General features: G+C 59.7%; 10 protein-coding genes, 1 tRNA gene, 1 pseudogene and 1 riboswitch. Of the genes and pseudogenes, 6 read left to right on the top strand and 6 right to left on the bottom strand.

Annotated features, from left to right (window positions below):
• Positions 1-735: 735 nt before the first annotated feature.
• The 4 genes from TRM7557_RS01260 (at position 736) to TRM7557_RS01245 (ending at position 5,922) form a co-directional block, all read left to right on the top strand.
• Complete coding sequence (locus TRM7557_RS01260; RefSeq protein WP_058288405.1) at positions 736-1,662, top strand: PHP domain-containing protein; 927 nt, start codon at positions 736-738, stop codon at positions 1,660-1,662.
• Positions 1,663-2,013: 351 nt separating this feature from the next.
• Positions 2,014-3,279, top strand: a complete 1,266-nt coding sequence (locus TRM7557_RS01255; protein WP_058288404.1) for an imelysin family protein — start codon at positions 2,014-2,016, stop codon at positions 3,277-3,279.
• 115 nt (positions 3,280-3,394) lie between these two features.
• Positions 3,395-4,915: a di-heme oxidoreductase family protein gene (locus TRM7557_RS01250; RefSeq protein WP_082626478.1), complete on the top strand. Its 1,521-nt coding sequence runs from the start codon at positions 3,395-3,397 to the stop codon at positions 4,913-4,915.
• Positions 4,915-5,922 carry an imelysin family protein gene (locus TRM7557_RS01245; RefSeq protein ID WP_058288403.1) on the top strand — a complete coding sequence of 336 codons (1,008 nt, stop codon included), beginning with the start codon at positions 4,915-4,917 and terminating at the stop codon, positions 5,920-5,922. The genes TRM7557_RS01250 and TRM7557_RS01245 overlap by 1 nt, the downstream gene beginning before the upstream one ends.
• Positions 5,923-5,958: 36 nt before the next feature.
• On the opposite strand, the gene TRM7557_RS01240 is transcribed toward TRM7557_RS01245, so the two are convergent.
• The 5 genes from TRM7557_RS01240 to TRM7557_RS01220 all read right to left on the bottom strand — a co-directional run bounded on the left by TRM7557_RS01240 (position 5,959) and on the right by TRM7557_RS01220 (position 10,769).
• Positions 5,959-7,032 (bottom strand): FecCD family ABC transporter permease, encoded by a 1,074-nt coding sequence (locus TRM7557_RS01240; RefSeq protein ID WP_058288402.1) that lies wholly within the window; start codon positions 7,030-7,032, stop codon positions 5,959-5,961.
• A gap of 29 nt (positions 7,033-7,061) precedes the next feature.
• Entirely contained in the window at positions 7,062-7,997 is a 936-nt protein-coding gene (locus TRM7557_RS01235; protein WP_058288401.1) for an ABC transporter substrate-binding protein, read from the bottom strand.
• An 11-nt stretch (positions 7,998-8,008) separates the two neighbouring features.
• The gene (locus TRM7557_RS01230; RefSeq protein ID WP_058288400.1) at positions 8,009-8,809 is read right to left on the bottom strand and encodes an ABC transporter ATP-binding protein; all 801 of its coding nucleotides are present in this window, start codon (positions 8,807-8,809) and stop codon (positions 8,009-8,011) included.
• Positions 8,806-9,207: a DUF1636 family protein gene (locus TRM7557_RS01225; protein WP_235811371.1), complete on the bottom strand. Its 402-nt coding sequence runs from the start codon at positions 9,205-9,207 to the stop codon at positions 8,806-8,808. The genes TRM7557_RS01230 and TRM7557_RS01225 overlap by 4 nt, the downstream gene beginning before the upstream one ends.
• Positions 9,208-9,319: 112 nt before the next feature.
• Positions 9,320-9,537: riboswitch (cobalamin riboswitch) on the bottom strand.
• Between the two features lie 56 nt (positions 9,538-9,593).
• A complete protein-coding gene (locus tag TRM7557_RS01220; RefSeq protein WP_058288398.1) occupies positions 9,594-10,769 on the bottom strand; it encodes a CobW family GTP-binding protein in 1,176 nt (391 codons plus the stop codon).
• A 250-nt stretch (positions 10,770-11,019) separates the two neighbouring features.
• Between TRM7557_RS01220 and TRM7557_RS01215 the strand changes: the two genes are divergently transcribed.
• Positions 11,020-11,096, top strand: a tRNA-Arg gene (locus TRM7557_RS01215).
• Between the two features lie 714 nt (positions 11,097-11,810).
• On the opposite strand, the gene TRM7557_RS19795 is transcribed toward TRM7557_RS01215, so the two are convergent.
• Entirely contained in the window at positions 11,811-12,755 is a 945-nt protein-coding gene (locus TRM7557_RS19795) for a hypothetical protein (RefSeq protein ID WP_165592396.1), read from the bottom strand.
• A 402-nt stretch (positions 12,756-13,157) separates the two neighbouring features.
• Between TRM7557_RS19795 and TRM7557_RS20475 the strand changes: the two are divergent.
• Positions 13,158-13,311: pseudogene (locus TRM7557_RS20475) on the top strand (IS110 family transposase); the annotation flags it as partial.

Here is a 13,311-nt window from a genome sequence, read left to right as displayed (position 1 = left end):
GAAGCTGACACTCTATCATCGAAACCCTAAGGCCTCTAAGAGCGCGATATGTACAGACGTTGATCCATCGAAATGAACCAAACCGCCCACATATCTCTTCAGTCATCCAACAATGTCAAAGAGCAACACCTTCAACGCNGACCTCCAGAGGTCAAAAACAGGACCGTAACGCCAATCTCTCAGCGCACCGCCTGCCATACATCAAAGATGCCCCAGTCTCTCCTGAGCGTCTGCAGTCTTTCCTGCCGTCACGATCGTCTTTCCGACCCGTCATCACCGTCTCTCCGATGTGTCCGCCTTGCGGCCAGTGCAGCGTCGCCGCCGCGCCCCGTAGCGCCTCAGCGCCGCCGGTGAAGGGGGTTCTAAGGTTATACCCCGGGGGCCGCAAGCGGTTTTTTGAAGTTTTCGTGACTAAACGCCAAAAAACACACTAGTGCATTGTTATATAATGATTTTATTGGCATGAATTTTAAGCGCGACGCCCTGTTCCTGCACAAATGTCGGGCAGCTGTGCTCTTTTCGAAACCGCACGTGCAGAACATAGCCCCACAGTGACACCATATATTGTGGGTCGTCACCACGGCCACAACAAGAGACAAGGAATCGTCCAGCGACTCGCCCTTCGAAACACAGGTGACTCGCCGACCCTGCCTTGCCAAAATCGACACTGTTCATCTTCTGTCACAGAAGATCGCTAGCACATGGGCACTTATAAAATGAAAGGGAGCCCGGCTTATGATCCTGCCAGCCTTCACCACCCCAGGCCAGTTCTGGCGCGGGAACATCCACACCCACTCCAATAGAACCGATGGGGTGCTGCCGCCCGAAGAGGTTTGCCGCCGGTACAAGGCACAAGGCTATGACTTCCTGGCCCTCACCGACCATTTTGTCGGCCTGTGGGATTACCCGATAGTCGACACCAAGCCGATGCGCGACGCCGAGTTCACCACAATACTGGGCGCAGAGCTGCACACTGGCGCGATGGAGAACGGTGAGATCTGGCATATTCTGGCCGTAGGGCTGCCTGAGGATTTCGCCCGCCCAAATACGCCGGACTTTGCCCCACGTGCGGATCAGGAAAGCGGGCCATCCCTTGCCCAGCGCGCCGTGGACGCGGGGGCCTTTGTGGCCATTGCGCACCCGCAGTGGTCCGGCCTGACCCTGGCCGACGCCCGGAGCCTTACAGCCGCCCATGCGGTGGAGATCTACAATCACGGCTGTTACGTCGGCTGCGACCGCCCCGATGGCACGGCCATTGCAGACCTGCTGCTGTCCGAAGGGCGCGCGCTGTCTTTCATCGCGACAGATGACGCGCATTTCCATGAAGCCGATCACTTTGGCGGCTGGGTTATGGTCAAATCCGAAACCAACACCCCCGATCAATTGCTCGCAGCGCTCAAAGCCGGGGCCTTCTATTCCAGCCAGGGTCCGGAGCTGCACCATGTTGAGGTCACCGACACCCATGTGGTCGTCGAAAGCTCTGCGGTGGAGAGCGTGATTGTACAAGGCCATGGCTCTGCCGCGCAGGCGGTCCATGGCCCCTCCATGACCCGGACAACCGTTTCGCTGGCCGGACTGGAGACCTCGCCCTGGTTGCGGGTCACGGTGCGGGACGGCGCAGGGAAACGCGCCTGGAGCAATCCGGTGCAGCTGGAGGCCTAAAGACCGGGCAAAGGTCAGGGAAACCTGACCGCTTTTGGGTCACACCTATAAGTATCCCTAGTTTCACCAACGCGGGCCAATATGGGAGATTACTTTTGGATTGGCTGGGCTGTGGTCCCGACCCATGGGTTCCCGGTCATCCACGAGTGGTAGCAAGTCGGCGGCGCAGGTCAGATCCTGCGTCGCCTTTTTTTGACTTCCCGACTGCCCCATCCGGCAATTCGACAATCCCCCTCAAAAGTCACATCGCACATATCCTATTTTCTGACTAAATTTGTCGGGTTGACTTCACCAACCATTTCACTCAGGTTCTGCACAAATACACCAAAGCTTCCTGAGAGGGATACCGTTATGAAGTCTTTCAAGCTTGCGGCCAGCGCGCTGGCGCTGAGCCTTGCCACACCCGCGCTCGCCGACGTCAGCAAATTGGACGTTCTGACCAATTACGCCAATATTGCCGAAGCCGGTTACGCTGACAGCCTTGCAACCGCAAAGACCCTGCAGGCCGCGGTGAACGCACTGGTAGAGGCCCCTTCTGCTGAAAACCTGCAGGCCGCAAAATCCGCATGGCTGGCCGCACGTGTGCCCTACCAGCAGACCGAAGTGTTCCGTTTCGGCAATGCGATTGTCGATGACTGGGAAGGCAAGGTGAACGCTTGGCCGCTGGACGAAGGTCTGATCGACTATGTGGATGCGTCTTACGGCGGTGCAACGGATGAGAACGCAGCCGCCGTTCTGAACGTCATTGCCAACCCGTCCTTTGAACTCTCCGGCGCGCTGGTGGATGCCTCCAAGATCACCCCTGCCCTACTGGAAGAATCGCTGCAGGAAGCCGACGGCGTCGAAGCAAACGTTGCCACTGGCTACCACGCGATTGAATTTCTGCTCTGGGGTCAGGACCTGAACGGCCACGGCGCTGGCGCGGGCAACCGGCCCTGGACCGACTATGCCGCAGACGACGCCTGCACCCATGGCAACTGTGACCGTCGCGGCGAATACCTGAAAGCGGCCACCGATCTGCTGATCTCTGATCTGGAATGGATCACCGCGCAGTGGGCGACCGGTGGTGATGCACGTGAAACAGTGCTGGCGGATACGGATGCGGGTATCTCTGCCATGCTGACCGGCATGGGGTCTTTGTCTTATGGTGAAACCGCCGGTGAGCGGATGCGCCTTGGCGTCATGCTGAACGACCCGGAAGAAGAACACTCCTGCTTCTCGGACAACACCCACAACGACCACTTCTACAACGGTGTCGGCGTCCAGACCGTTTACAACGGCAGCTACACCCGTGTGGATGGCTCCGTTGTCGAAGGCGCGTCCCTGTCCGATCTGGTGGCCGCAAAAGACGCCGCGCTGGATGCTGAGATGGAATCCAAACTTTCCGCGGCGGTTCTGGCACTTGGCAAGATCAAATTCGCAGCCGAAGCGGGCTTTGCCTATGACCAGATGCTGGAGCGCGGCAATACTGCGGGCGAAGCCCTGATCATGGGGGGCGTCAACGGTCTGGTCGATCAGACCAAAACCATCGAACGTGTTGTTGCCGCACTGGGTCAGGACGGTATCGAGATTGATGGCTCTGACAGCCTCGACAACCCCGCGGCTGTGTTCGAATAATCTGACCAGCACATACGTAAGGGAAACCCGCCGCTTGACCTCAGGCGGCGGGTTTTCCATGTCTAAACCAACACCGCCAAGCCCAGTTTACGGCTCAGCCCATAGGTATCTTTGAATGCCCCGACTTCTTCGTCCAGCGCTTGCCGCCTGCCTTCTGGCTTCTTCTGCTTTGGCTACGCCGGATGGCGCACTAAACGAACCGCACCTGAACATCGTTCCACGCACCGCAGCGGAAACGGCCCGCATTCAGGACGTGACCGCCGCGCCGACGCAGTTTGAAGCCCCCCAGCCCTATGAGCAGATGCCGGGCGGCGCCGCGACCGTGCGCGATACGGGCGATGCCAATGCGTTTTCCCAGCACTCGGCCAATGTCTCGTTCGAGGGCGAGCTGGAGTTCAAGGTCGGCAATGGCCTGTTTCGCAAGCTTTGGGTGTCGTCGCCGTCCTCCACCAAAGCTTCGGACGGGTTGGGGCCGCTTTATAATGCGCGGTCCTGCCAGCGCTGCCACATCAAGGACGGGCGCGGCCATCCCCCCGAAGGCGCGCAGGACAATGCGATTTCCATGTTCCTGCGGGTGTCGATCCCCGGCGGTGACAGCATAGCCGAGATCAAAGACTACCTCGCCACGCAGCCAGAGCCGACCTATGGCACGCAGATGCAGGACTTTGGCCTTGCGGGGTTGCCCGCCGAATACCGGCTGGAGATTGACTATTCCGAGACCGAGGTGCCGCTGGCTGGCGGTGAGGTCGCGCATCTGCGTGCCCCCACCTATACCGCTGCGGATCTTGGCTATGGCCCGCTGCACCCGGAGGCGATGCTGAGCCCACGCGTGGCGCCACAGATGATCGGCCTTGGCCTGTTGGAAGCGGTGCCCGCCGCCGATATTCTGGCGCTGGCGGATCCCGAAGACGCCGATGGCGACGGCATTTCTGGCCGCGCCAATGTGGTGTGGAGCGCAGAGTTTGACCAGCCGATGCTGGGGCGTTTTGGCCTGAAGGCCGGTCATGCCACCATTCACGAACAATCCGCGGCCGCCTTTGCGGGCGACATTGGGATTTCCTCGCCGCTGTTTCCCGCCCCCTGGGGGGAATGCACCGAGGCCCAAGCCGCCTGTCGCGCCCTGCCCCATGGGCATAACGATGCACGCGGGGACGAAATCGACGCCGAAGGGATGGAACTGGTGACATTCTACAGCCGCAACCTCGCGGTGCCGATGCGCAGCGGTGTGGGCGACCCTGAGGTGCTGCGCGGCAAGGCGGTGTTCCACGCGACAGGCTGCGCCTCCTGTCACCAGCCCGCCTTTGTCACCCACAGGCTGGAAGACCGCCCCGAACAGAGCTTTCAGCTGATCTGGCCTTATACAGACATGCTGTTGCATGACATGGGACCGGGATTGGCCGATGGCCGCCCCGAAGCCCGCGCGACGGGGCGCGAATGGCGCACGGCGCCGCTTTGGGGTATTGGCCGGACCAAACAGGTCTCGGGCCACACATATTTTCTGCACGACGGGCGCGCGCGGTCTTTGCTGGAGGCGATCCTCTGGCATGGCGGCGAAGCCCAAACCCAGCGCGATGCCGTAATTGACATGCCCCCCGAAGACCGCGCCGCCCTGATCCAATTTCTGGAGAGCCTTTGATGCGACAGTTTCTGAAACCCTTGGCTTTTGCCTTCACTCTGGCGGCTTCCCCTGCCCTGTCGGCCAGCGCGCCGGTGGTGCGCGACATTGTCGAAGGCCACATTCTGCCGGGGTTCGAGGCACTGGCAACCAGCAGCGCCGCGCTGGATGAAACCGCTCAGGCGCATTGCGCACCCACAGACCCGGACCTGCGGGCCGCGTTCAACACCGCCTTTGACGCTTGGGTACGCGTCAGCCATCTGCGCTTTGGCCCGACCGAACAGGGCGACCGTGGCTTTGCACTGGCGTTCTGGCCCGACAAACGCAGCAAAACGCCAAAGGCGCTTTCGGCATTGCTCGCCAGCCAAGACCCCAGCATCACAACGCCAGCAGGCATGGCCAGCCAGTCAGTGGCCACACGCGGGTTCTATGCGCTGGAACGGCTGATTTATGATCCGCAGTACGCGCAGACCACCAATGCCACCTATCTGTGTTCCCTGATCCAGGGCGTGACTGGCGACATTGCCCACATCACAGCCGCGATCAATGCGGATTGGACCGGGGGCTATGGCACCTTGTTGCTGCTGGCGGGCAACGACAGCTTTCGTGATCCACGTGAAGCGGGCCAGCAACTGCTGACCGCCCTGCTGACGGGCATCGAATTCACCGCTGATATGCGCCTTGGCCGCCCCTTGGGCACCTTTGAACGCCCGCGCCCCGAACGAGCCGAAGCCTGGCGGTCAAAACGGTCCCTGCGCCATGTGATCCTGTCGCTGGAGGCCACCCGCGATATGGCGGCCCGGCTGTCTGGCGGGGATGCGGCACTGGACCGGCAGTTCCAGCACGCGCTGGACCGCGCCCATGCGCTGGCGGATGATCCAATCTTTGCCGGTGTGTCTGACCCGCAAGTGCGGTTCCAGATTGAATCCCTGCAACAAGAGATCCGCAATATAGATCAGACCATTGCCAATGACGTGGCCCCACGGCTTGGCATCGCGCCGGGGTTCAATTCGCTGGATGGCGACTAAGAAGAAAGGGCGGCCACTAGAGCCGCCCTTTTCCATTCAAGCGCCGCCTTGGCGACGGCCCAATAGCCAGATGAAGAACAAGCCGCCCACAAGGCCCGTAACGATGCCGATGGGCATGTCTTCGGGCGCCATAATGGTGCGAGCGACCACATCGGCCCAGATCAGAAACAACCCCCCGCCCAGCGCCGACAGCGGCAGAACCCGACGATAGTCACCGCCGACAAACAGGCGCACAATATGGGGCACCATGAGGCCAACAAAGCCAATGATGCCGGAAAACGCCACCATAGCCCCGGTGATCAGCGCCCCAAGCACAAACACTTGCAGGCGAAAGCGCGCAACAGCCAGCCCCAGTGTCGATGCGGTTTCATCCCCTATGGTCATGGCATTCAGGTCGCCACTGCGCAGCCACAGCCACGCGCCACAGGGCAGCAGAACTGCAAGCGGAAAAATCATATGCGACCACTGCGCGAGGCCAAGCCCCCCTAGCATCCAAAAGACAACCGTATGGGTCGCCCGCGGGTCGCCCAAGAAAATCAACACATTGGCGCCAGCCATAACCACAAATGACACGGCAACCCCGACCAATACCAGCCGGTCCGCACTGGCCGAAGTGGTGAAACGGGCCACCAACAGCACCAACAGGGTCGCCCCCAGCGCACCAAAGAAGGCCAACAACGGCACTGTCATCAACCCAATGAACAGCCCTGTGTGCAGCAGCGCCAAAATCGCACCAAACGCCGCCCCCGAGGAGATCCCCAAAAGATGCGGGTCCGCCAGCGGGTTGCGCGTGACCGCCTGCAGCGCAGCGCCGACCATGGCAAGGCCCGCGCCCACGATCGCTGCCAAAAGCGCGCGGGGGAAACGGATGTCCCAGACAATCGCATCCCGTCCACGGGACCAATCCGGCGTCACCGATCCGGGCAGCACATGATCCAGCACCACCCCCCACACCGTGGAGAGCGGCACTTTGACCGCCCCGACCGAGACCGCAAAGCTGACCGACGCAAGCAGCGCCAAGACCCCGCTAATCCCCCAAAGGGCGCGGCGGCGCAGATGCGCACCGGCTCTGAGGCGAGTTTGGGGCTGCGTAAGTGTTGCGTCGGCCATGTGTGTTTCCCTTTCAGGTCAGAAGCGGCTTATTCGCCCCAGAAACCATTTGCCAGTTTCTTGACCGCGTTGATGTTGCGCGGACCGGGGGTTGCCTCAACATATTCCAGCGTCACAAAACGGTCGTTCTTGACCGCGTCGAGGTTGGCGAAGGCCGGGTTCGACATCATGAACGCGCGCTTTTCTTCCGCCGTCACATTGCCGTAGTTCACGATCACGACGACCTCGGGGTTGCGCTCTACGACTTCTTCCCAAGTCACTGTGGCCCAGCTTTTCTGGAAATCATCCATGATGTTCTTGCCACCTGCGGCCTCGATCAAGGCGGTGGGCATGGCGTAGCGACCGGCGGTGAAGGGGCTTTCCTCGCCGCTGTCATAGACAAAGACGCGCAGGGGGTCGTCCACGGTTTCCAGAGAGGCGGTGAAATCGGCCAGATCTGCTTTGTAGCCGTCGATCAGCGCAGCCGCCTTGTCTTCCACCTGGAAGATTTTGCCCAAGTTTGCGATGTCATTGTACATGTCATCCATAGAGACCTTGGGCTTGTCGCCAATGTGGATGCAGCTTTCGGTCAGCTCGTAAACTTTGATGCCAAAGGGCGCGAGGGTTTCGGGCGTGACTTCCCCGCCAACCTTCATCCCGTAGTTCCAGCCTGCGAAATAGAAATCCGCGTCGGCACCCAGCAGCACTTCTTTGGTGGGGTATTTGGCGGACAGCTCGGGCAGCTCTTCCACGCCTGCTCGCATGTCTTCATCCAGTGTCTTCCAGCCGGAAATGCCGGTGTAGCCCACCATGCGGTCCGCAAGGCCCAGCACCAGCATCATTTCGGTCAGGTTCACGTCATTGGAGATCGCGGCCTTGGGCGGGGTGTCAAAGGTCACTTCGCGGTTGCAACTGTTGACGGTGGTGTCGGCCAGTGCGGCCCCGGCAGAGGCGGCAAGCGCCAAGGCAGAGAGGGTGTATTTCATAGGTCTCGTCCCTATTGGTCGTTATTGAGATGAAAGGTGAGATGGCGCCGGTCGCCCAGTCGCAGATGATCCAGCCGCGCCTCGACCCCGAAGGCCTCGGAAACACGGTCACTGGAGAGAACTTCGGCGGCGGGGCCAAACCCCAAGGGATGGCCTTTGTGCAGCAGAAGAATTTGGTCACAGACCTCCGCCGCCATGTTCAGATCATGGAGCGAGGTCACAATGGTCATGTCGAGGTCGCGGATCAGGCGCAGCACCTCAAGCTGGTGACGGATATCAAGGTGGTTGGTGGGTTCATCCAAAACCAGCACATCCGGGTCCTGTGCCAGCGCACGGGCCACCATAACCCGCTGGCGTTCACCGCCCGACAAGGTGCCCAGACTGCGAGATGCAAACTGCAACAGCCCCATCCGGTCCAGCGCGGCATCAATGATTGCCGCACAGCCCTTGCCGCCAGCCGCAAAGCCCTGCCGATGCGGCAGACGGCCCAGCGCCACCACGTCGCGCACGGTCAGGGCAAAATCAGTGGGCTGTTCCTGCAAAACCGCCGCCACCTTTCGGGCCGCCGCGCGCGGGGTCATGGACCACAGATCTTGCCCCCCGATCTTCACCACGCCGCTCAGCGGCTTGGCATAGCGATAGACCAGCCGCAGCAAAGTGGTTTTGCCTGCACCATTGGCCCCCACAACCCCAAGCACCTGCCCCGCAGGCACATGAAAGCTGGTCGCATTCAGGATCAGCGGCTGACCACTGCCCTTCCCACCGGCCTGCCCCCAGCTGACGCCGTCAACTTGCAGGTCCGCGGCGCTCATTCCGCGGCCTCCTTGCGCTGCGGGGCCTCAAACAAGGTCGCAGGCACACGTGCCAATGTGGATTTACGCAGCTTGCCGGGGCGATCCACCGAGGAACACCAGCCGTCATGCAGCGTGTCATATTGCGTGGCAAAGCTCAGCAGGTCGTTGACATCAGCGCCGGGCTCCAGATCACCAAACAGGTAGCTGGCCTTGCCCTGCCCGTGAAATCCGACGGTACAGGGGCTGTCACAACCCGCCATGCAGGCCACGCCTGCGACCTCATAAGCCTCGCGCAGCGCGGGCATCTCTGCGATCCCCGCACGCAGTTCATCGATCAATGCATAGCCCGGACGCGCGCTGGCGCCTTTGACCTTGCAACTGGTACAGACCGAGATCCGCAACCGTTTCTGTCCCACCAAACTGCCCTCCGCAGCGGGGAGATGAGAACGAGCGGCAACCGTGGATGCGCAGCCCCATCCGAGGCGTCCGCACATCTTGTGTGATCCGCCCAGGCCCACCGCCCGGGTTGAGTTCTATCGTCAGATGGCAGGTCTCCTGACTCGCGGGTCACAGCGCCTCGTCCCTTCCCGACCCGGTTCGGGTCAGTGGATCTCACGAGGAGCTCTCCGCTCACAGTTGCGGGGGCAGTCACGGATTTGGTGCCTTTTGGCTACGCCGCACCGTGTTCCCTTTTCATCCCGGCTTGCGTTCTTAGCAGTGCGGGAACCATCACTGGGCCCATGCTTTGCCAAGCCTGCGCCCGTTCTGTCAACATAACTTTACTTTTTCTTATCGACGCACATCACGTCCAGTTTTCGGCTTCACGTTCTTGCCAGCCGGGGAAAACCGCCGGGGCGGGCTTGTCCACCTGGGTCGCACGCAGCATATCCAGACTGCGCTGCAGCTCCGGATGTGACATATCCCGCGCAATCACCACGATCCGCGTGGTCGTGTCCCCTTTGGGCCAGTTTTCCAAAGGCACCGGCAGGTCAAAGATGTGCTGCACCCCGTGGAACACAAATGGCGTCTCGATCCCCTCGAGGAAGACAATCCCCTTCACCCGCAGGATGTCCGCCCCCTTGAGCGAAATCAGCGTGTCGAGCCAATTGTCAAACACCGCGTCCTTCAGCGGCTGTTCCAGCACGATCGACGCCGACCCAATGCGCGCATCATGGGGCGAAAACTCAGCGGTGACCGGCGCAGGTGCAAAGCCGGACAGATTGGCCAGCGGATCGGGCGTGCGGTCAAATCCGGGCAAGCCGGCCAGCGCCGAGGTATCAGGTGCGGGGCGGGCCATCCACGCCAGCGCATCCCCTGATGTCACATCCCGGCGCACCCCCGACAGCCCCCAGATCCGGGCTGGGGCTTTGGCAATTTCGCCTGCGTTTTCAATGCGCGCGGTGGGGTTCAACCCCTCGAGCCGGGTCTTGAACGCCGCCACCTCTGCCGCTGTCACAAGATCGGTTTTGCTGAGCAGGATCAAATCCGCCGTTGCCGCCTGCGAGACCGCTTCGAAGTTATCATCCAGCGTTTTGGGGCCATTGGCACAATCCGCCAATGTCACCACCCCGTCCATCCGGGTATGCGCGGCCAAATAGTGATCCATCAGCAGGGTTTGTTGGATCGGTGCCGGATCCGCCAGGCCGGTGGTTTCAATCACCACACGGTCAAAACTGATCGCCCCGTCTTCGCGGCGCTGCAGAAGATCGGCAATCGTATTGGCCAGATCGCCCCGCATTGAACAGCAGATGCAGCCCGACGACAGCAAGATCACCTCGTCCCCTGAGCTTTCGATCAGGTCGTTGTCCAGACCAACTTCGCCAAACTCATTGACGATGACGGCCACATTCCCCGTGTCTGGATGTGCCAGCACCTTATTGAGCAAGGTCGATTTCCCCGCCCCCAGAAACCCGGTGAGCAATGTCACAGGCAGTCGCGTCTCAGGCGGGGTCTGCGGCGGGGTCTGCGGTTTGGTCATTGGGATCCTCTCCTGCTGATACGCTTTGCCCGGTTAGGCTATCGACGCCAATTGTTATAGAATAACACAACCGGTCACAAGCCAAGCTCTCTGCGCCTGGGCCTTCGGCGTGCATCAATGCATACAGAGCCAGATCAGGGTAGATACAGCCAGTTCTTGGGCCACAGAAGTTTTTTGCGGTTTTTCGAAAAGAATGTTGTTTTGGGGGTTGCGCCTCCCCCGCACTAGCCTTAGACACCGGCTCCACAGTGGACCGATAGCTCAGCTGGATAGAGTACTTGACTACGAATCAAGGGGTCGGGGGTTCGAATCCTCCTCGGTCCGCCACTGTCTTCCTATGGGACGTCAGATGAATTTGACCTTTGCGTCATAAAATGATCCAGCACCCAATACTGCTCTCGCCAGTATTGAACACCGCACGACCTCGGCCTTGCGTCGACAAGGGGCCTAGCATCGTCATGTTGCTCCCGTGGTCTCCCTTCGGAAAATCAGCGCTAATTTGCAGATCAGACCGCGAAGCCGACTGTTGCCGCTGATCTGCCGCTTTATTCTGGACGTGGCGACCTTGAGAGTGGGCGAAGAAATGCTATTCGACAAAAGTGGCGCGGCCCGCAGGTGCGACCGAAGACACGGTTTGGACTAGCGGGACTGCTCGTGGGAGTGGGTAGCACCCTCACCCTAACGGCCAGACGTGATTGGCGTGTCCAGATGCCACTAACCCCAATAAACAAAAGCGGCAGGACCATCAGACATGCCAAAATTCTTGTTACGCGTCAGAAAACATTGGCTGTGCTCCAGATGATGGACGCTGCGAGCTATCACGAACGGCCCTTTGCGGACCTTGGTCGTCTCTTCGTCTCGCCGCAGCGCGGCCCGTCAGAGGAGACTTCCGCTGCGTGTCAAAGTTGGTAGCTGGTGCGCGTTGCGTGAGGGTCACTTTCCATCCCTGTCCCTGATCTGAGATTCCGCCTTGGAGTGATTTCTTGAGGTGAGTTTCTTTATGGAGCGCACAAGAGAGGTCAGCGTTGGGCTGCACCCGGCTTAATCAGATCTGACCACACGGCAGCGTTTGAACCCCATCTTCTTTCCGATGCCCTGAGCGTCGAGCGCCGCCTTGAGGTGCTCGCTCATGTAAAGCATTCCAACGGGCGTTGTTGGATCTGACCAGAAATCAGCGCCTTCCAGAGCGTCTTCGGTCACGGCAAAAGATCCGTCTGGAAAATCTGCTATAAACAACTTCCACCAGGGAATATCAGGAACCGACTGCCGGATTGCGGCGGGGTTACTCCCTTCTGGCGAGAAGACAGTTTTGCTGCTTGCGAACGTGAGAATGAAATAGTCCTTGTCCAGCTTTGTGCGGTCGCGGCCGCGGTACATGCCGTCCAGCGGGATCAGCTGACTTCGGCCCAGATCGAAATCCGCCAGAATGTCCGCGATGTCACGCGAAACGAAAAGAAAGTTGCCATGTAAAATGTCCCGAGGAACACGCTGACCTCGCAAGATGAACGAACGCGGAAACGCGTCAGCTGCGATATCTTCGCCTTTACGATTGCGCCTGATAAGCTCCAAGAAATCTGGCGGCTCGACTTCAGGATCAATGCGTCTGCTTATGTATTCCGAAACAGTTGAAAAGACCCAGACCGCACCGGGCACGGATGGCATTGCGGTCGGCGTTGCAGGCGCAATACTCGCTTTTGTCCGGCGCGACACGGGCTGTGGCGTTGGCTTCGAAAAAGCTTTGATTTGGAACCAGATCACCCCCACGCAAAGCGCCGACGCACCGAACGCCACCAGCACCCACTGGATCGTGACCTGATGCATCCACATACGTCTTGGCAGCAAAGACAGATCAAGGGGCTGAACGACCAGAAGAACGACGAGAAAAACGATGCCAGAAAAAAAGCCGGTGACTGCTCCTAAGCCAGCCATAATTCCAAATGAATTTTTTCTCGACACCGTGGTTAACCTTTGTTCCGTTCTGGACAATATGTGCAGTTACACCTTCACGAAACAAATGTGGCTATCATGTGGTGTTGGACGGGTCTTTTGCGGTTCACTTCGGCTTGAGGTGAAGCACCTCTGGATTTGTAACCGCTTTTCCGAGACTTAGAAGGAAAAAGTCTAAAATGGGCAGACACTATGATTCCCTTGTTTTCCGCTTAAAGCGAATGTCGGCTTCCACTCATTAGCTCTATTCAGGTTGCTGTTGCGGAGAACGACCGCTTTCCGCCCATTGATATGCTTGGATTTCCCCAGAAACGATACCGCACTTTCGCCGCAGCCTGATCTGACAACTCAGACGCGGATGGGGTGGATGGCGTCTGCACCAAGCGTCGCATTTTGCGGCACACTGCAGAAGTCATCTTCTGTCAGGAAAGGAGCCCCATCATGGAAGTTACGACAATAGGATTGGATCTTGGGAAGGACGTTTTCCAAGTTCACGGTGTCACAGCTGACGGCACGGTTGCCTTCAATCGTTCGATCCGGCGGCGACAATTGCTCAAGTTCTTCGAAGCGTTGCCGCGTTGTCTGGTTGGTATTG

This window comes from Tritonibacter multivorans (assembly GCF_001458415.1).
Lineage (GTDB): Bacteria > Pseudomonadota > Alphaproteobacteria > Rhodobacterales > Rhodobacteraceae > Epibacterium > Epibacterium multivorans.
Note: the sequence above shows the minus strand (reverse complement) of the source record. Positions and strands in the feature narration are given on the sequence as shown.